Origin of the sequence: Desulfurobacterium pacificum, assembly GCF_900182835.1 — a bacterium.
GTDB classification, from domain to species: domain Bacteria; phylum Aquificota; class Aquificia; order Desulfurobacteriales; family Desulfurobacteriaceae; genus Desulfurobacterium_B; species Desulfurobacterium_B pacificum.
Map to the genome: position 1 here is coordinate 40,385 of NZ_FXUB01000002.1, position 18,554 is coordinate 58,938.

Genomic DNA, 18,554 nt, shown 5'->3' on the forward strand with positions numbered 1-18,554 from the left:
AATTCCTTAAAAAGACAGGAGAAGAACGATGAAAATTACAGGTAAAACTTCCGTTTACGGGATTTTCGGCTTTCCTGTTAAACATTCTCTCTCTCCGCTTATGCAAACAGCCGCATTCCAGCACTGTGGCATAGATGCAGTTTACGTTCCGTTTGAGGTTTCGCCAGAAGCACTAAAAGATGGAATTAAAGGAATAAAGGCTTTAAACGTTAAGGGGATAAACGTTACAGTTCCTCATAAGGAAAAAGTATGTGAGCTGGTGGATTACTTAAGTGAAGACGCTGAGTTTTTAGGTGCTACTAACACGGTAAAGAACGAAAACGGGGTTTTGACAGGCTACAACACCGATGCAGAAGGTTTTTTGCGTTCTCTATTAGAGGAAGGAACAAACGTTGAAGGGAAGAAAGTTGTAATGTTTGGTGCTGGGGGAGCAGCAAGGGCAGTTGGCTACGCTCTACTGAAAGGCGGCGCAAAAGTGCTTCATCTGATTAATAGAAACTTTCAGCGGGCAAAAGAAGTGGGAGAGCTTTTGAGCAAGAGAGGAAACGTTTTAGTTTATCCGCTGAAAGAGAATACTGCTGAGTCTTTAGTTGAAGATGCAGACATTGTAGTTAACACGACATCTGTGGGTATGAAGGAAGGTGACCCGAAGCTTTTTGATTATTCTGTGATAAAAGGGGAAACGGTTGTGGTTGACATTATTTACAATCCGCCGTTAACGCCGCTGCTTAAAGCCGCAAAGGAAAAAGGTTGCAAGGTGGTTAACGGACTTGGAATGCTCGTTCATCAGGGTGCAATTGCCTTTGAGATATGGACGGGAAAGAAAGCGCCGGTTGACGTTATGAGAAAGGTTTTAGAAGAGGCTCTTTATGGTTGAAAGCGCCGTTTGGAAGGCATACGAGCCTTATCTGGTTTCTCTTATAATAGGCGGGCTGATAGGCGTTGAAAGGGAATATAAAAAGCAGAAGGAAGGTGTTCCCTCTTTTGGCGGCGTCAGGACGTTTATGCTCATTTCCTTGCTCGGGACTTTGTGCGCTCACCTGTCAAAGCAGTATGAGTTCTTTCTATATCTGGGGTTTTTCGTAACTGCAGTTTTGTTAATGGGCGCACAGTTGGTTGAAAAATCCCCCCGCCTCACCTCCTCCTTCTCCGCCCTCATAACTTTTCTTTTAGGCGCCATGTGCTCTGAAGGACAGCTCCAGGTTGCAGCGGCAATTGCAGTTTCCGTTCTCTTCGTTCTTTCCTTCAAAGAGCAGATGCACGACTTCGTAAGACACCTGACGATGGAAGACCTCTTTGCCTTTTTGAAGTTCGCCGTCGTTACCGTGATTATCTACCCGCTCCTGCCCGATAAAAACTTTTACGGCGTCAATCCGAAAGAAGTGTGGACCATGGTGGCGGTAATCTCAACGATAGATTTCATCGGATACGTTTTGACGAAGGTGGCGGGGGAAAAGGGCGTTTTGCTGACAGGACTAATCGGCGGGCTCGTTTCAAGCACTGCGGTAACGGTTACATTCTCGCCTTTAGCTAAAACGAACCCGCTGTTTATAAACGAATACGCTGCCGGAATTGTTGGCGCTTCGGCAATTATGTTCCCTAGAATGACCTTTTTAGCCGGCGTGGTAAGTCCACACTTTGCAATGTATCTGCTGATTCCTTCGTTGGTGGCGTTTGTGGGGGGGATTTTTTGGGCTTACAAAATCTCTACTTCTAAAAATACGGGAAGAACGAACATTGAAGTTAAAAACCCCTACGAACTCTCCACCGCCATAAAGTTTGGCATCTTTTACGCCTTTATTCTCTTCGTGTCAAGAAATGCCCTCAAATATTTTGGAGACTTCGGACTTTACGTCGTAGCAGCCATTTCAGGACTTTCAGACGTTGATGCCATAACCTTATCAACAGCAAAACTTTTCTCTTCTAAAGACGTTACACTATTAGCAGGAATAGTAGCTGTTTTAATAGCAGCAACAGTTAACACAGTTTTCAAGTGGTTTTTAACGCTTTCTATGGGGAACAGAGAGCTGTTTAGGAAGGTAACTCCCGGATTCATGGCTCTGATAATCGGAGAAATAATAGGAATTGCACTACTGTTCTTCATAAAATAAAGTAAAGGGGCAGCAGCCCCCGAAAAGCTTACTGAACAGGGTAAACGCTTACAAACTTCTTGTTTCTTCTTGTCTCAAACTTAACAACGCCATCAATTAAAGCAAAGAGAGTGTAGTCGCTTCCCATTCCAACGTTCTGACCTGGATGTATGGAAGTTCCCCTCTGCCTTACTATGATGTTTCCAGCCTTAACAATTTGTCCGTCATGTCTCTTAACGCCAAGTCTTTTACCTATTGAATCCCTTCCGTTTTTGGTTGAACCCATACCTTTCTTATGTGCCATGACAAACCTCCAATTAGCTTACAACTTCGTTGATTTGAATCTCTGTAAAGTGCTGACGATGACCGTACTTTCTCTGATAGTGCTTCTTTTTCTTGTACTTGAAAACGATAATCTTCTTGCCCTTACCGTGTCTTACAACGGTAGCTTTAACTTTAGCACCCTTAACTTCATCACCTACTTTAACGCCGTTTTCATCCCTTACCATCAAAGCATCAAACTCCACTTCGGAACCTTCAGGTAGGTTGATTTTCTCAACCTTTAAAACCTGACCAGGCTCCACAACGTACTGCTTTCCGCCAGTTTTAATTACAGCGTACATTCCTTACCTCCCGGATTGCCTTAAAAAGTGAGACATTAATTTATAACAGCACAACCGCAATGGTCAAGTTTTATTAGAATTCTTCTTCAGATACTCGTAAAACTTCTGCCCTAAAAACTTTTCGTAGTCCTTTCCTTTCTTCCTTAATTTATAAGCCTGAACCAAAACCTCAACAGGAAATTCATCACTACCTCTTATTTCCTCCTCACTCTTAGCGCTCTCAACCACTTTCAAAGCTCTTTCATAAGCACTTATAAGTTCTTCAAGTTCCCTAAGCCTTCGTTCCTTTAGTTTTTCGTTGGTTACTTTACTGAAAAAGTCGTCCCACTTGCCCTGAAGGTAAAGCAAAAACAACTTATGAGCCGGAATATTGTGAAGGTAGGTAAAAGCGTAATGCCTGTCGTAATACCACGGCGACTTCAATTTAACAAAAAGCGGAAAAGGCTCTTCTCTATCAAAGTTTTTCAATACAAACCCTTCTATAAATTCCCTGTTTTCTAACATTCTTTCAAAATCCTTTAGCGTCCCTTTCCCCACTTTCCCTGCCACATCAACGTCAATCTGGTGCTCATACCGCTCTAAAAGATACTTTCCAGTCCTGTTATCCCTTATCTCAGTTAGAATTAACCGCTCCTTATCGTAAGGAATTACTATCTGATATTCAGGGCTGACAAACTCAAAAATCGGCGTGCAACCTTTTGAAAGAACGCTCTTTATAAAGGAAGAAAGGTTGTTATTCCTTTTTACTATCTCTCTTACCCTTTCAAGCTGCGGTGCATCAAAAGACTTCTGCGTCGCAACGGCAATTTTTTCACCGTCAAGGAAGAAGTGAACCATCGTTCCGTCAAACTTTTCGCGGGCAACAAATTCCTTATTGGACAACTTCTCTCTTTGCGTTTCTTCGTGTTCGTTAACGTTAAAAAACTTGTGAAAGGGGCGAGAAACAACCTCTTTAGTGGATTTTCTAAAGGTTATCCCCCGTAATTCCCTCTTTAAAGGCGAATCAAAAACTTTAGGGACGTTATACCTGTAAGAAACCTTTACAAAATCCCCCCTCTCCACAACCTTAAAATACCGATTCCCTTCAATCTCTTTGAGAACAGAGTTTAAATCAACTTCCATCAGCCAACTTTCTGAAGAACAGAAGCAAGGTCTACCTTTCCTTCGTAAAGCGCCTTTCCGACAATTGCTCCTACAACGTTCTCTATTTTAGAAAGTTTCAGTATATCCTCCTCCGAAGAAACACCTCCAGAAGCTATAACAGGACGGTTAACGGCAGAAGCAAATTTCTCCACTTCCTCAAAGTTAGGACTCGTCAGCGTCCCGTCCCTTGAAATGTCCGTATAAACGAATCCCCATATGTCCATGGCGTCGTAGTCGGAAGCTAAAGAAACGGCAGGGATTTCTGTAACCTCCACCCATCCTTTAGTTGTAACCATTCCGTTTTTCGCATCTATACCCAAAACGATTTTGCCCGGGTATCTGTCAACCATCTCTTCAAACAGCCTCGGATTTTCAACGGCAACAGTTCCCACGATAACTCTGTCAACGCCTATTGAAAACAGCCTGTCAAGGGCTTCTATCGTTCTAACTCCGCCCCCAAACTGAATGGGGACAGAAACAGACTTAACGATTTCCTCAACTATTGCAATGTTTTTAGGAATTCCCTCAAAAGCACCATCAAGGTCAACAACGTGAATCCTTTTAGCGCCTAAAGACTCCCATTTCTTAGCAACTTCTACCAGATTTTCAAAGTAAACTTTCTCTTTATCTGCCCTACCCTGATAGAGCCTTACACACTTTCCACCTTTTATATCAACTGCCGGAATGACTTCAAACATAAACTCCTCCTTCACTATCTTTCAACAAGAGGGTCAGTTCTATAAGCATAAAGAAGCGCCAAAATGAAAGGTAAAATGAGCAACAGGAGAAAAATAATTTCTTTCACTACTCAATCTCCTTTAACTGATTTAAAAACTTGTTGATTTGCTTCCAGACTAAAATGTATATCCCCAACAAAAGATAGGCTAACAAAACACCTGCAATAACCCATGCATCAACAACCCCTACTTTTACAGCTCTTGCAGTAGTTCCGGTTATATCAATAACAAACAGATAGATGACCGCCTTTAAATTCTCCTTCCAAACGCCAATCTCTTCCTTCAGCGCCTCTTTCATCAAATCCCCAGAACGTCAAACATCGTGTAAAGCCCGGGCTTTCTACCAGCCACCCACTTTGCAGCAACTACCGCACCTCTTGCAAACGTTTCTCTGCTCGTTGCCCTGTGGGTAAGCTCAAGCCTTTCACCTAAAGTGGCAAAGAAAACCGTATGGTCTCCTACGACGTCCCCCATTCTTGCAGAAAGAACGCCTAACTCATCAGGTTTTCTCTCTCCTACTATTCCCTTTCTGCCGTAAACGGCAATGTCGTCAAGGTTTTTACCTAACTTTTCTGCAATTATCTCGGCAAGCTTTACGGCAGTCCCAGAAGGAGCATCTTTCTTAAACCTGTGGTGTATTTCAAAAATTTCTATATCGTATCCCTTGTCTTTCAGAACTTCCGTAACTTCGGCAACTAACTTAAAAAGCAGGTTAACACCTAAACTCATGTTGGGGGAGAAGACGACGGGGATTTTCTCAGAAACTTCTTCTATTCTTTTCCTTTCCTCGTCAGAAAACCCGGTAGTTCCCACAACTAAAGCTATCCTCAAATCCTCAGCATCCTTCAACAAGCCTAAAGTTGCCTGAGGAACGGTAAAGTCAATTACAACATCAGGTTTTTCAGGAAAATCCCTTATAGAAGAGTAAAACTTAACCCCTTCCGCAAACTCCGTTCCAATAAAAGAAGAATCCTTCTTTTCTGTTACGCCTACGAGCTTTAAATCCTTATCTTCAAGCACCAATTTGGCTATTAAATTTCCCATTCTACCGGCTGCACCAGTAACGCCAACCTTAATCATCACTTACCCCTTTCTCTGTCTCTTTATCTCAAACCATTTCACAATTCCAAATACGATACCCAGTATGAAAATCAAAGCGCCTATACCCAGCTTAAACTCTATAGGCTTATTATGTTCAAGCGAAACAACAAGCGCTTCCCTTATCGTAGCAGCAAGAGCAACGCTCACGAAGGCACTAACAGCTAATTCACCACCCAACATAAACTTAATTTCGCTGTTTAGCAGCTCAAGAACAGTCCACAGAATCAGCAAATCACCGAGCGCAGCAATAAGCCCGTGGGCAAGGTCTCCGTGGAAGAAGTGAGATATATCCATACCAAACAACGCGATAACGAAAACGGCAAGGAACATAAGCCCAACAAGAATCGCTATATCCATAAATACTGCAAACTTCTTACTGAAATTAATTATGAACCTTTCTAGTCTCCCTGCTTCAAGGAAGGTTCTGAGTTCTGAATCCACATAGTAAGAAACCAAAACGTCTTCATTTAAAGCCAACAACTTCCTGAGAGAACGGTTTAAGTCTTCCATTCTCTCAAAAACTTCTTCAAGAACAAACCCCTCAAGAATTTCCGTTTTTGTAGGGTCACACTCCCTTTCCTGTTCCTTTTTTATCTGTTCAAAGAAAATCTGCGCCTTATCAGAGAAAAACTTGGCAACCCTCCTCGTGCAAAATCTACCAACGAAGTTCATCGCAACAATGATATAGTGAGGAGGAATGCCCTCTTCAACGTGCACTTTGGCAATTCTTAACAGGTACAAGAGATATTCAGAATCATACTTACCGGAAAATAGCTTTCTGTACCACTCTCTAATAGTTTTTTTTAACTTTTGGAGCTTGGCTTCAGGAATATACTCTTTTATATCTTCAAACTTCATTAAATTGTCGTAGAACGCATCTGCAAACTCTTCCTCATACGGAAGCAGGATATTTCCCAAAAACTGCATATTTTTGATGTCCTTATCTCTAATCTCAAAATAGTAAAAGAGCTTCTCCAAATCCCTGTAGTTTAAGGATAAACCCATTACAGAACTCCTGCTTCTTTTAAGGTTTCTCTAAGTTTTTCCTCCTTCTCAGGAAACATAGGACACAGAGGTAATCTAAACTCTTTTTCCATTCTTCCCATAAAGTAAAGGGCTGTTTTAACAGGAATAGGATTCGTATCTATAAACATGGCTTTGGAAACAGGGTAGAGTTCAAGGTGCAGCTTCATAGCCTTTGAAATATCCCCACTTACAAAGCTCTCATACATTTCAACCATCTTAGCCGGCAGAACGTTAGCAGTAACAGAAATAACGCCTTTAGCTCCGACAGAAAGTAAAGGGTAAAACGTTAAGTCATCACCCGATAAAATTTCTATCTTTTCTCCACACAATCTAACTATTTCAGTAGCTACGTTTGTGCTTCCTGTAGCCTCTTTAATCGCAACTATGTTGTCTATATCCGATAACCTTGCAACTGTCTCAGGGAGCATATTAACGCCAGTTCTACCGGGAACGTTGTAAAGAACTATCGGAATACTCACAGCTTCCGCAACTGCCTTAAAGTGAAGATATAAACCTTCCTGGTTAGGTTTGTTGTAGTATGGCGTTATGAGAAGCGCTCCGTCAGCTTTTACTTCTTCTGCAAACTTGGTAAGTCTGATAGCCTCCGCTGTAGAGTTTGAACCTGTTCCAGCTATTACTTTTACTCTACCTCTACACTGTTCAATCGTAAGGGCTATTACCCTCTCATGCTCTTCGTAAGAAAGAGTTGCACTTTCTCCCGTAGTTCCGCAAGGAACAATTCCGCTAACGCCGTTTTCAATTAAAAACTCTATGTGATTTTTTAACGCTTCTTCATCAACCTTACCGTTTTTAAACGGGGTAGGAATCGCAACGTATATACCCTCAAACATCTTTCCTCCACAAAAAGAATATAATTCTCTAACCGTATTTTATCCGTTTTCTGGAGGTTTTTTAATGAAAAGGTGGAGAGGAATAATAGAGGAATTTAGAGAATACCTTCCCGTTTCAGATTCAACTCCCGTAATCACCCTTTTGGAAGGTAATACCCCACTTATAGAAGCAAACAACTTGGCAGAAGCTATAAAACCGGGGATAAAGCTTTACCTAAAATTTGAAGGACTCAACCCTACCGGCTCTTTCAAAGACCGCGGTATGACTATGGCTGTCTCAAAAGCGGTAGAGGAAGGGGCAAAAGCTGTTATCTGCGCATCAACCGGTAACACCTCTGCATCAGCTGCAGCTTACGCAGCAAAAGCAGGATTGAAAGCGGTAGTTTTAATACCTGAAGGAAAAATCGCCTTAGGTAAGCTATCCCAAGCAGTAATGTATGGAGCAGAAGTAGTTCAGATAAAAGGTAACTTTGACCAGGCACTTGAAATAGTGAGAGAGGTAGGAGCAGAATACCCAATCACTATCGTCAACTCAATAAACCCTTACAGACTTCAGGGACAGAAAACAGCAGCATTTGAAATATGTGAGCAGTTAGGCAGAGCTCCCGATTACCACTTTATCCCTGTAGGAAACGCCGGAAATATTACAGCTTACTGGATGGGATACAAGGAATACTTCGCTGCCGGAAAGGTAGATTCAAAGCCTAAAATGTGCGGATGGCAGGCAGCAGGTGCTGCACCAATAGTCTTAGGGCATCCTGTTAAAAATCCGGAAACGATAGCAACCGCCATAAGAATAGGAAATCCGGCAAGCTGGGAAGGAGCCGTTAACGCTGCTAAAGAATCGGGCGGATTTATAGATATGGTAACAGATGAAGAGATACTTGAAGCTTACAGGTTAGTAGCGAGAACTGAAGGTATTTTCTGTGAACCAGCTTCTGCAGCGTCAATAGCCGGCGTAATAAAGTCCGTAAGGGAAAAGGGAATGTTTGAGAAAGGCGATGTAATAGTTTGCACTCTTACAGGTCACGGACTTAAAGACCCAGATACCGCCATATCTATGGGTGTTAAACCTGTAACGCTTCCGGCAGACAAAAAGGAAATAATCAAGCATTTAGGGTTCTAAAATGGCTATAACAGAAATTCCAAAAGGTTTTAAAACGTTATTACCGGATGAGGCAAATAAGAGAGAAAAAATCCTCACCTCCATGGAACGCGTAATAAAACTCTGGGGATACAATCCCCTCTTTCCTCCAACAGTAGAATTTCTTTCCACCTTCAAAGCTGTTGACGAAAAGTTTGAAGAGATAGCCTTCAAAGTTGTTGACAGAGAAACCGGAAAACTGATGGCAGTTCGCCCCGACTTCACCCCGCAGGTTGCCAGAATTGTAGCGTCATCTTTCAAAGATGAAGCTCCTCCCTTTCGCTTTTACTACAAAGGCAAAGTATTCAGAGACGTTGAAGGGGAAAGAGAAACCTACCAGATAGGATTTGAACTCATAGGCGTTAACGAACCGGAAGCCGATGCAGAAATCGTTTCTGTCGTCGTAAATATCTTAGAAAATTTAGGTTTAAAATCGTTTCAGATTGATATAGGAAACTCTGAATTCATAGACGGCGTTATAGAGGAGCTTCAAATCCCCTCTCCCACCACTTTCATAAAACTTCTCTCCTCAAAAGATATCTCAGGTATTGAACTCTTCATGGAAGAACACCACATATCGGGCGAAAGGAGAGAAAAAATCCTCACCCTCCTTGACCTCTACGGCAGAGAAGAAACCCTTGACAAAGCAGCCCAAATCTTCCAGAACGAACAATCCCTATCAGCAGTAAAAAGGTTAAAAGAGATACTTGAAATTCTCAAAAGCTACGGTTTTGAAAGCAAAGTGATTTTTGACCTATCAGAAAGGAAAGGAATGAAATACCACACAGGCATTACCTACGAAGTCTTCCACCCCCTATTAGGTTGCTCTTTAGCTTCAGGTGGAAGGTACGACCAACTACTTAAAAAGTTCGGCAGAGACCTACCTGCAACAGGTATAGCCGTAAACGTTGACTCACTTCAGCTACTTCTTGAAAGAAAGGGAATATTCAAAGAAGAAAAGAAAGACTTTTACATCATAGACCTCAAAAAAGAAAGAAAGTTAGCCTACGAAATAGCAAAAGCCTTAAGAGAGAAAGGATTCTCTGTTGCAAGAGACATAATCAAAAGAAGCATAGAAGAATCTGTTAAAACAGCGTTCGGCAAAGGATACAGATACGTTATCGTCCTGAATAGAGAACTCAAAACCCCTCACCACATCTACCTAAGCTCTGAGAAACACTTCCCCCTTGACGATAAAAACTTAATTGAATCAATACTAACAGCCGTAAAAGAGGAAAAATGAACCATACAAAATTAAGGTCAGTCATCCAGCTCTTCTTCCTGCTATTAACCGGTTGGATAATCTACAGATATTACGAATTCGTATTCAAGGGAACGCCCCGCCCCGACGCCATAGACGTTTTTTGCCCCATAGCAGGAGTGTTTGACGTAATAATGAAGATAAAAACGGGCATCACAGACCCTTACCACCCGGCGGCAATGGTATTCATCTTAGCATCAATAATCACAACCCTCCTCATAGGAAAGGTATTCTGTTCGTATATATGCATAGTAGGAACGATTACCGACTACGCCGTAGCTGTAAGGAAAAAACTTCTGCCCCTGAAAACGCTTTCAGAGTTAGGAGAAAAACTGAAAAACTGGCGCTTCTATCCATTGTTAGATTTCATACTCAGAACGCCCAAGTTCCTGATTTTAGGCTGGTTTATATACACGATGGCTTCCTTTCCCGCTCAGGCAATGATTATGATAGCCCAAACGTCAAACGCTGCAGCCGACATATCCCTTTTTAAGTGGTGGATTGACCTCTTTAAAGGAGAACACCCGATAGCTGCTGCAATAATCGTTACTCTGTTTGTTCTATCCATCGTAGTACCAAGGTTTTGGTGCAGATATCTCTGCCCGTTAGGAGCGCTCTACGGAATTTTCAACCTGTTTTCTCTGACACGAATAAGAAGAGAAGAGTGCAGCTGTCAACAGTGCAGAAAGTGTGACGTTTGCTCGGTAGGATTAACCCCTTCAAAGATGAAAGAGTTCAACAACACAGAATGTATGGCTTGTCTTGATTGTAAATCAAACTGCACTACAGATTCAATAAAAATAACGGTTTTGGGTAGAAATCTACCACCGCTTGTTCACGCAGTTTTAGTCGTTGTAGTGTTTTTAGGAACGATAGAACTGTTTAAAGCGTTCGGAGTATGGCATACACATATGACAAGAGAGATGGAAGCCCTCCTGATTTTAAAAAGCGGAATTACTCCCGATTGGGTTAAGAGTTTATTCTAATCTTCAACTTCTATCTCTTCTATAAAGGAGTAGGAACTCTGCGGAATTATTAACGTTTTCTTGGCAGCGTTCTCTTTCTTCAGCCTTAAATACTCCTTTACATCGTCGTTGAAAACGAAGTAACCAGAAACTTTAACGTGTGCATCGTTAATAAACTCAAGGGTTTCGGCAAACATGTAAGTTCCTGCGGAACAATCGGGAGAAAACACTATAAGGTAAACTTTCATTTTCCACCTCTTTTAATTTGAAATGTGGAATTTTAATATATTCTATCACACATCTACATTTCAACTACTTTACACAAAATAAAAAAGGGGAGGCATCTGCCTCCCCTTTAAGCGCTTTAAAAGGCGCGATAATTAGTCTTCAATGTGGTGTCTTCTGCGGTATCTCTTAACCTTCTCTTCGTAGCTCTTAATCCAGCTTACGTACTTGCTTGCGTAGTCAACGCCGAGTCTTGGAGCTACGCTGGTTTCAAGCCACTCAACGAACTCAAATGCAACCTTGTAAATTCCATCCCACCAGATGTAACCTGGAGCGTAGTGGAACATAGCAATCTCTGTAGGTCTAACAGCCATAGCACCGATGTCTCTAACAATCTTTCTGTCAAGCGGTGTATGGAGACCAGCTTTCTCAAGGTCTCTTTCAACCTGGAATGCCATCTTTCTGATGTAGTCAAGAACGCCCATAGTTAAGTCGCCACCAATCAAGCAGTTAGCAGCCCACTGCTTGGTGTGACACTGTGTACACATAGCGAACGCTCTTTCTCTGTTCTTGATACCGTCTGTTGGGTACTTAACGCTTGGAAGAGCTGGGTGAGGCTTACCTGCCTTTCTAACGAAGATGAGCTTCCACATACCAAGCTTCCACTTACAGATAGCAGCTGGGTTGTGTGTTGGAGCGTAAATCATCTTGTCGCCTTTATAAACAGCACCCATGTGACATGTAGCACAAGTTGGTGCAAAGTAGTCAACGCCAGCCTTTATAGCAGGAGCGTCCATGTTCCACTCGTTACATTGGGAGAGGAACGCAGCACCGTGCATGGACTTTCCAAACATTTCGTAGTTTGGATGGTCTTCAGACTCGTGACATCTACCGCAAGCACCTCTACCAACTCTAACAATCTTGAGTCTGAAGCTGTGGAATGGGTGACATGCAGCACAGTTTCCAAGAGAACCGTCTGGGTTGATAGTTCCAGCACCTGTCATTGGCCATGTTCTTAAGTCAAATACAACCTTGTCAGGAAGCTTCTTAACGATGCTAACCTTTGTTCCGTGACAGGAGTAACATCCCCAGTTAGCAAATATCTTGATAACTGCTGCAGCAGTTGGTCTTGGTGTTCTTAAGTTTGCAGGAACACCAGCGTATGGCCAGCATGGGTCGTTTACGATGTCCTGCCATGTGGATTGACCATAGCTGTTCTGATGAGGAATTATCTTGTTCTTGCTCCATCCTAACATCTTAAGAACGATAACAGAGAAGTTACCGCCTGCCTTAGCCTCAGCTTCTTGAGAGATAAGACCGGAGTGTGCGTGGATAGAATCCATGTACTCCTTAGCAACTTTTGGGTGACAAGTAGAACACTGTTTAGGTGTTACGAGCGTAGAAATTGTGAATCCGTAGTGCTCGTAAGCAGCAGGGTTTGTAGCGTCAGACTTGTGACACTCGTAACATCCAACGCCGTTGTAGAAGTGCTTAGACCTCTTCCAGTCGTTCACTACAAAAGGTGTAGCCTTCTGGTGACACTGAAGACACTGAACTGTCTGAGAAGAGAGTCCAGAACCAGAGTAGTTTGTGAACTCGTACTTAGCAGCTGCATTGGTAGTATAAAGGCTAAGTGATAACATACCAGCAGCTGCCACTGTTGCGAGCTTCATCAGCTTGCGCATGTCCTCCTCCTTTAATGATTTTCAAGTTTTTCCATTGAAAAGTATATATTTCTTAATTAATCAAAGTCAATATGACTAATTATAAGTTTGCGTAATAGTCTGGTTTGTTAACTTTATACCCAAACGTTATCTTAATTCGCAATATCAAATGAATTTTGAACATTTACAAATGACTAAATAAAAAAGCCCCCTTTATAAAGGGGGCAAAAGTGCTATTTAAATCCTACTTATAAAACGCTACCTACATAGAGAGCAAGTTTCGTAATCGCATAACCACCAAAGAGCAACCAGATGAACAAACAGAACGCAAGGTAGATAGGCTTCATTCCAACGCCTTTAAATTTATCAACGCTCGTTTCCATTCCTAACGCGGTCATAGCCATAGTAAGCATAAACGTATCAACGTTGTTGATGTACCTCACCAAAGTTTCTGGTAAAAGGTGGAAAGAGTTGAAAATAGCAACTCCTATAAACGCTACGGCGAACCAAGGAATAGTTATTTTAGAAGCTCCACCCTTTCCTCTGAACTTAGAGAGGAAGAAGCTGAGAATGATGAGGAACGGAGCGATAAGCATAACCCTTATCATCTTTACAATTACCGCATATTTGGCAGTTTCAGGTCCAACTGCATTACCTGCTGCAACAACGTGAGCAACCTCGTGAACTGTTGCGCCTATGTAAACGCCCATCTGCTCAGGTGTAAAGTGAAGAATTCCTGTTTTATAGATTACAGGATAGAGAAACATAGCTATCGTTCCGAAAAGAACAACAGTAGCAACAGCTATAGCGCTTTTGTAAGGTTCAGCTTTTATAACAGGCTCTGTTGCCAAAACAGCAGCAGCGCCGCAGATTGAACTACCTGTTGCAGTCAGTATTGATGTGTCAGAGTCAAGCTTAAAAACTCTCGTTCCAAGAAAATAACCGATTAAAAACGTAGTAGCAACAACCAACGTACTTGCAACTATTCCGGCTATACCAACCTGCTCAATAGCCTGAAACGTTATACGGAAACCGTAAAGGATAATCGCCGCCCTCAGAAGCGTTTTAGTACAGAAAACGATACCTGGTACCCATGGTTCCGGCAGGTTATTTCTTAAAGTATTGGCGTAGAACATACCCAAAACGATACCGATAATTAAAGGGCTGATACCAAGGTGCTTAAAGATGGGACATTGAGAAATGTAAAGTGCCGCTGTCGCAAAGAGCGCCACGAACAGGATTCCGTGAATCGTGTGAGGTCTGTTTTCAGGTGAAAAAGGCATCTGTTCTACCTCCTGACAGGTTTTTGATGGTAGGGGGAAATCTGGAGGAGAAAAGGGAAAAGGCAAGAAATTTTGGATAAAGAAGAGTTATCGTTAAAAAATTTTGGATTATAAAATTAATTCCTAACCGTCACCGGTTTTTCTCTATATATCCTCTTCACAGAAATTACGCCCTTTACCTGTTTTATAGCCCTTATAATTTCTTGAAGTTCGTCTCTACTCTTAACCTGAACGATGAAATCCAGAACTCCTCTACCTGAAATTGACCTGCTCATAGAAGATACGATATTTATTTTCAACTTCGCTATAACAGAAGAAACGCTTGCAAGCATACCCGGTTTATCTTCCACAGAAACCCTCAGTTTTGCATTGTAGGTTCTATCACCGGGCAGGAATTCAACTTGAACGATTTTCCCGGGAGAGCTTTCCATTATCTGCCTTACAACAACGCAGTTTTTGGTGTGAATAACTATCCCCTTACCTGAACTGACAACTCCCACAACTTTGTCTCCCGGCAACGGATGACAGCAGGACGCCAGTGTAACCATCACGTTGTCTATGCCGTCAACCTTTATACCTTTTACCTTTTCTCTACTGCGGGATTTTTTCTTTTTCTTTTCAGTTTCTACAGGAAGCTTTAAGAGACGCCTCGCAACCTTTTCTGGATTAAGTTTAAAGTAACCTACATCTATAAGCAGCGATTCTACGGTTGAATGACCCAAAGAAGAGATAATCTCTTTTAGCTCTCCGCTTTTTTCTAACTCTTCAAGGAGGGAGGAGAGGGATTTTTCAGAAAGCTTCCTGATATTTTTATCAAGGAGGGTTTCTCCCAACTTTTTAGCTCTTTCATTTTCCTGCTTCCTTAAAAAGTTCTTAATGGCGTTCTTAGCCTTTGATGTCTTTACAAATTCAAGCCAGTCTCTACTGGGCTTTTCCTCGTTTCCAGTAATAATCTCAACCCTATCACCGCTTTCAAGAACGTAGTTGAGAGGAACCAACTTACCGTTAACCTTTGCCGCTTTACAGCGATGACCTATAGATGTATGTATGGCGTAGGCGAAATCTACCGGCGTAGAACCTACAGGCAGCGTTTTTAAGTCACCTTTGGGAGTAAAAACGTACACTTCCTCTGAGTAGAGGTCTTTGCGGACGGAGTCAAGGAAGTCGTGGGGATTTTTTTCCTCTTTAACCCACTCTAACAGGTTCCTAAGCCATATAAACCTTTCTTTTTCTGCTTCTGTTAAAGTGCCTCCTCCCTCTTTATACTTCCAGTGGGCAGCAATACCCATTTCGGCAACCTGATGCATCTCCCACGTTCTTATCTGAAACTCTATAAACTGCCCTTTAGGACCTACAACCGTAGTGTGAAGGGACTGATACATGTTTGGTTTGGGAGTAGCTATGTAATCCTTAAATCTTCCGGGAACAGGTTTCCAAAGGCTGTGAACTATTCCCAAAACCTGATAGCAATTACCTACAGTGTCCGTTATTATCCTTATACCTGCAACGTCATAAACCTCTTCAAAAGGAATGTTTTTAATAATCATCTTTCTATAAATGCCGTAGATGTGCTTAAACCGCCACTGGATATCGCAAGAAATACCACTCTCCTCAAGCTTTCTCTTGACTGTGTTAATAACATCTTCAAAGTAGGGCAGTAACTTCTTCTTTTTATCTTTAACCTTTTTTTCAATATCTCTATAAGCATCAGGGTCAAGATACTTAAGGGATAAATCCTCAAGTTCGTTCTTTAGCCTGTACATACCCAATCTATTTGCTAAAGGAGCGTAAATGGTTAACGTTTCCCTCGCATTCCTTACCTGACTTTCTCTCGGCATAGTATCCATAGTTCTCATATTGTGAAGCCTATCGGCTAATTTAACAATGAGAACTCTAATATCCTCAGCCAAAGATATTAACAGGTTCCTAAAAGCCTCCGCATCTTTCTCTTCTTTACTCTGAAAGCTATAATCCTCCAACTTCGTTACGCCTTTTACGATAAAGGCAACCTCTTTGCCAAACTCCCTTTCTATTTCCTCTATTGTTGCATCTGTATCCTCAACCGTATCGTGTAGAAGCCCGGCTACAATGGTAGGGATATCCATTTTAAGTTCAGCCAATATGTAAGCCACTTCCGCTGGATGCGAAAAGTAAGGCTCTCCAGACTTTCTAAATTGCCCCTCATGTTTCTTTTTGGCAAACTCGTAAGCTTTCCTGACCTGTTCCTCTTCAAAGTTTGTTCGGTATTCTTTAATCTTTCCTATAATTTCTTCGCAAGTTCTCATAGAACGTTCCTTTTAAAAATTAAAAATTGCTAAACTTCCCTTTAATTTAAGGCAAACTGCAAAGGAGTTGCAATGCCAGAAAAACCTATAGGCATTTTTGACTCTGGAGTTGGAGGATTAACCGTCCTAAAAGCAATCAAAAAAATCCTCCCCCACGAAAACCTCATCTACTTCGGAGATACCGCCAGAGTCCCCTACGGCAACAGGTCTCCAAACACCATAATCAGATACAGCGTTGAGAACGCAAGACTCCTCCAAAAGTTCAACATAAAAGCATTAGTCGTCGCCTGCAACACTTCATCGTCCTATGCCTTAGAAATACTCAAAAGAGAATTCCCCTTTCCCGTTATAGGAGTGGTTAAACCCGGAGCAAAAGCAGCCGTTAACAAATCAAAAAGCAAAAGAATAGGGATAATAGGAACGGAAGCAACTATAAAAAGCGGCGCATATAGAAAAGCTATCCTCTCTTTAGACCCGTTTGCAACAGTATTTGAAAAAGCGTGCCCGCTCTTTGTCCCCCTCATAGAAGAAGGATGGTTATCGGGCAAAGTTACAGAATTAGTAGCAGAAAAATACCTGCAGGACCTAATGGACAAGGACATAGACACCCTGGTATTAGGATGTACCCACTACCCACTAATTAAAGACACAATAAAAAAATTAGTAAAAGACAAAGTAACCTTAATAGACTCCGCCATGGCAGTAGCAGAAGAGGTAGAGAAGAAACTACCTCACAGAAGAAAGTCAGAAAACGAAGGAGTTGTTAGAATTTTAGTAAGCGACAAAACCGAGAGGTTTGAAAGAATAGCCAAAATGATTATGGGAGAAGATACTCTCATAGAGGAGGTTTCTATTGACTCGGAATGACGGCAGAAAACCTGATGAACTGAGAAAAGTAACTATAACCCTTGATTACATCAAACACGCAGAAGGTTCATGTCTCATAGAGTTCGGTGATACAAAGGTCATATGCACGGCTTCGGTTGAAGAAAAAGTGCCTCCCTTTCTAAAAGGAACAGGGCAGGGCTGGATAACAGCTGAATATTCAATGCTTCCCAGAGCAACTGCCCAAAGAACGGTAAGAGAAGCAGCAAAGGGTAAACTAACAGGAAGAACTCAGGAAATTCAGAGATTGATAGGAAGGTCTTTAAGATGTGCCGTTGACCTGACAGCGTTAGGAGAGATAACCATCTGGATAGACTGCGACGTAATACAGGCAGACGGGGGAACGAGAACAGCTTCTATAACAGGTGCTTTTGTTGCTCTTTACAGAGCTTTAGAAAAAATTGAAAAGTTATCCGCCGTTAAAAACTTTGTAGCCGCAGTAAGCGTTGGAGTGGTTAACGGACAGGTTCTCCTTGACCTAAACTACGAAGAAGACTCCTTAGCAGAAGTGGATATGAACATAGTCATGACCGATAAAGGAGAGTTCGCAGAGATTCAGGGAACGGCAGAAGGAGAAACGTTTTCAAGAGACATCCTCAATACGATGCTGAATTTGGGAGAAAAAGGCATAAAAGAGCTGATAGAGATACAAAAATCCGTTTTGGGAGTAAAATCTTGAAGGTCGTTTTCGCCACAGGCAATCAGGGTAAAGTTAGAGAAGTGAGAGAAAAGCTTAAAAGCCTTAACGTTGAAGTAATCTCCCTAAAAGATTTAAACGTTAGCTTAGAACCGCCAGAAGAAACTGGAGAAACTTTCTTGGAAAACGCATATCAAAAAGCAACTTACTACGCCAAACGCTTAAACTTGCCAGTAATTGCCGAAGATTCCGGACTCGTTGTTGAGAAGTTGGGAGGACTTCCCGGAGTAAGGTCTGCACGATTTGCAGGTGAAAACGCCACAGATGAGGAGAACAACGCCCTACTGATAAAAAAGCTGAAAGAGTTGGGCTTAACAGAATCTCCTGCAAAGTACGTTTCTTTCTTCGTTTTTTCCTACCCAGAAACCTTTGGATTTTGGAGCGAAGGAGAAGTAAAGGGAAAGGTAATCACTGAACCAAGGGGCAGCGGAGGCTTTGGCTACGACCCTCTATTTATCCCCGAAGGATACAGCAAAACGATGGCTGAGCTAACCATAGAAGAAAAGAACAGGATAAGTCACAGAGGTAAAGCACTTGAAAAGTTTGTCAGGTTGTTAAAAGATGTTTTATAATG

General features: G+C 42.0%; 20 protein-coding genes. 8 read left to right on the forward strand and 12 right to left on the reverse strand.

Features of this window, described 5'->3' with window-relative positions; translation table 11 throughout:
• Nucleotides 1-28 precede the first annotated feature (28 nt).
• Together QOL23_RS03885 and QOL23_RS03890 are read left to right on the forward strand one after the other, a co-directional pair.
• Complete coding sequence (locus tag QOL23_RS03885; RefSeq protein WP_283400280.1) at nt 29-877, forward strand: shikimate dehydrogenase; 849 nt, start codon at nt 29-31, stop codon at nt 875-877.
• The gene (locus tag QOL23_RS03890) at nt 870-2,111 is read left to right on the forward strand and encodes an MgtC/SapB family protein (RefSeq protein ID WP_283400281.1); all 1,242 of its coding nucleotides are present in this window, start codon (nt 870-872) and stop codon (nt 2,109-2,111) included. Before QOL23_RS03885 ends, QOL23_RS03890 begins: the two co-directional genes overlap by 8 nt.
• Before the next feature lie 28 nt (nt 2,112-2,139).
• Here the strand turns inward: QOL23_RS03890 and rpmA are convergent, their stop codons facing one another.
• The 8 genes from rpmA to dapA all read right to left on the reverse strand — a co-directional run bounded on the left by rpmA (nt 2,140) and on the right by dapA (nt 7,571).
• Nucleotides 2,140-2,394 carry a 50S ribosomal protein L27 gene (gene rpmA / locus QOL23_RS03895; protein ID WP_013536901.1) on the reverse strand — a complete coding sequence of 85 codons (255 nt, stop codon included), beginning with the start codon at nt 2,392-2,394 and terminating at the stop codon, nt 2,140-2,142.
• 13 nt (nt 2,395-2,407) lie between these two features.
• Nucleotides 2,408-2,713 carry a 50S ribosomal protein L21 gene (gene rplU / locus QOL23_RS03900; RefSeq protein ID WP_283400282.1) on the reverse strand — a complete coding sequence of 102 codons (306 nt, stop codon included), beginning with the start codon at nt 2,711-2,713 and terminating at the stop codon, nt 2,408-2,410.
• A 63-nt stretch (nt 2,714-2,776) separates the two neighbouring features.
• Nucleotides 2,777-3,835: an RNA ligase gene (locus tag QOL23_RS03905; RefSeq protein WP_283400283.1), complete on the reverse strand. Its 1,059-nt coding sequence runs from the start codon at nt 3,833-3,835 to the stop codon at nt 2,777-2,779.
• Nucleotides 3,835-4,554 carry a 1-(5-phosphoribosyl)-5-[(5-phosphoribosylamino)methylideneamino]imidazole-4-carboxamide isomerase gene (hisA, locus tag QOL23_RS03910; RefSeq protein WP_283400284.1) on the reverse strand — a complete coding sequence of 240 codons (720 nt, stop codon included), beginning with the start codon at nt 4,552-4,554 and terminating at the stop codon, nt 3,835-3,837. The genes QOL23_RS03905 and hisA overlap by 1 nt, the downstream gene beginning before the upstream one ends.
• A gap of 106 nt (nt 4,555-4,660) precedes the next feature.
• Nucleotides 4,661-4,891 (reverse strand): hypothetical protein, encoded by a 231-nt coding sequence (locus QOL23_RS03915; RefSeq protein WP_283400285.1) that lies wholly within the window; start codon nt 4,889-4,891, stop codon nt 4,661-4,663.
• Nucleotides 4,891-5,673 (reverse strand): 4-hydroxy-tetrahydrodipicolinate reductase, encoded by a 783-nt coding sequence (gene dapB / locus QOL23_RS03920; protein WP_283400286.1) that lies wholly within the window; start codon nt 5,671-5,673, stop codon nt 4,891-4,893. Before dapB ends, QOL23_RS03915 begins: the two co-directional genes overlap by 1 nt.
• Before the next feature lie 3 nt (nt 5,674-5,676).
• Nucleotides 5,677-6,699: a protoglobin domain-containing protein gene (locus tag QOL23_RS03925; protein WP_283400287.1), complete on the reverse strand. Its 1,023-nt coding sequence runs from the start codon at nt 6,697-6,699 to the stop codon at nt 5,677-5,679.
• A complete protein-coding gene (dapA, locus tag QOL23_RS03930) occupies nt 6,699-7,571 on the reverse strand; it encodes a 4-hydroxy-tetrahydrodipicolinate synthase (protein WP_283400288.1) in 873 nt (290 codons plus the stop codon). The genes QOL23_RS03925 and dapA overlap by 1 nt, the downstream gene beginning before the upstream one ends.
• Nucleotides 7,572-7,635: 64 nt before the next feature.
• Between dapA and thrC the strand changes: the two genes are divergently transcribed.
• From thrC to QOL23_RS03945, 3 genes are read left to right on the forward strand one after another with little or no spacing between them, the layout of a single operon-like run.
• Nucleotides 7,636-8,697, forward strand: a complete 1,062-nt coding sequence (gene thrC / locus QOL23_RS03935; protein ID WP_283400289.1) for a threonine synthase — start codon at nt 7,636-7,638, stop codon at nt 8,695-8,697.
• A 1-nt stretch (nt 8,698) separates the two neighbouring features.
• A complete protein-coding gene (hisZ, locus tag QOL23_RS03940) occupies nt 8,699-9,958 on the forward strand; it encodes an ATP phosphoribosyltransferase regulatory subunit (RefSeq protein WP_283400290.1) in 1,260 nt (419 codons plus the stop codon).
• A complete protein-coding gene (locus tag QOL23_RS03945) occupies nt 9,955-10,962 on the forward strand; it encodes a 4Fe-4S binding protein (protein WP_283400291.1) in 1,008 nt (335 codons plus the stop codon). The genes hisZ and QOL23_RS03945 overlap by 4 nt, the downstream gene beginning before the upstream one ends.
• Here QOL23_RS03945 and QOL23_RS03950 read toward each other — a convergent pair.
• From QOL23_RS03950 to QOL23_RS03965, 4 genes are all read right to left on the reverse strand, one after another.
• Nucleotides 10,959-11,189: a hypothetical protein gene (locus QOL23_RS03950; RefSeq protein ID WP_283400292.1), complete on the reverse strand. Its 231-nt coding sequence runs from the start codon at nt 11,187-11,189 to the stop codon at nt 10,959-10,961. The genes QOL23_RS03945 and QOL23_RS03950 overlap by 4 nt on opposite strands.
• A gap of 132 nt (nt 11,190-11,321) precedes the next feature.
• Nucleotides 11,322-12,839 carry a multiheme c-type cytochrome gene (locus QOL23_RS03955; protein ID WP_283400293.1) on the reverse strand — a complete coding sequence of 506 codons (1,518 nt, stop codon included), beginning with the start codon at nt 12,837-12,839 and terminating at the stop codon, nt 11,322-11,324.
• A gap of 239 nt (nt 12,840-13,078) precedes the next feature.
• Nucleotides 13,079-14,113: a YeiH family protein gene (locus QOL23_RS03960; protein ID WP_283400294.1), complete on the reverse strand. Its 1,035-nt coding sequence runs from the start codon at nt 14,111-14,113 to the stop codon at nt 13,079-13,081.
• 116 nt (nt 14,114-14,229) lie between these two features.
• Entirely contained in the window at nt 14,230-16,398 is a 2,169-nt protein-coding gene (locus QOL23_RS03965; RefSeq protein WP_283400295.1) for a RelA/SpoT family protein, read from the reverse strand.
• A 72-nt stretch (nt 16,399-16,470) separates the two neighbouring features.
• Here QOL23_RS03965 and murI point away from each other — a divergent pair, with 72 nt between their 5' ends.
• Genes murI through rdgB form a run of 3 tightly spaced genes read left to right on the forward strand, consistent with a single transcriptional unit; the run spans nt 16,471 to nt 18,552 of the window.
• Nucleotides 16,471-17,265 carry a glutamate racemase gene (murI, locus tag QOL23_RS03970; protein WP_283400296.1) on the forward strand — a complete coding sequence of 265 codons (795 nt, stop codon included), beginning with the start codon at nt 16,471-16,473 and terminating at the stop codon, nt 17,263-17,265.
• Entirely contained in the window at nt 17,252-17,962 is a 711-nt protein-coding gene (gene rph, locus QOL23_RS03975; RefSeq protein ID WP_283400297.1) for a ribonuclease PH, read from the forward strand. Before murI ends, rph begins: the two co-directional genes overlap by 14 nt.
• Nucleotides 17,959-18,552 (forward strand): RdgB/HAM1 family non-canonical purine NTP pyrophosphatase, encoded by a 594-nt coding sequence (rdgB, locus tag QOL23_RS03980; protein WP_283400298.1) that lies wholly within the window; start codon nt 17,959-17,961, stop codon nt 18,550-18,552. Before rph ends, rdgB begins: the two co-directional genes overlap by 4 nt.
• The last annotated feature ends 2 nt before the right edge of the window (nt 18,553-18,554 follow it).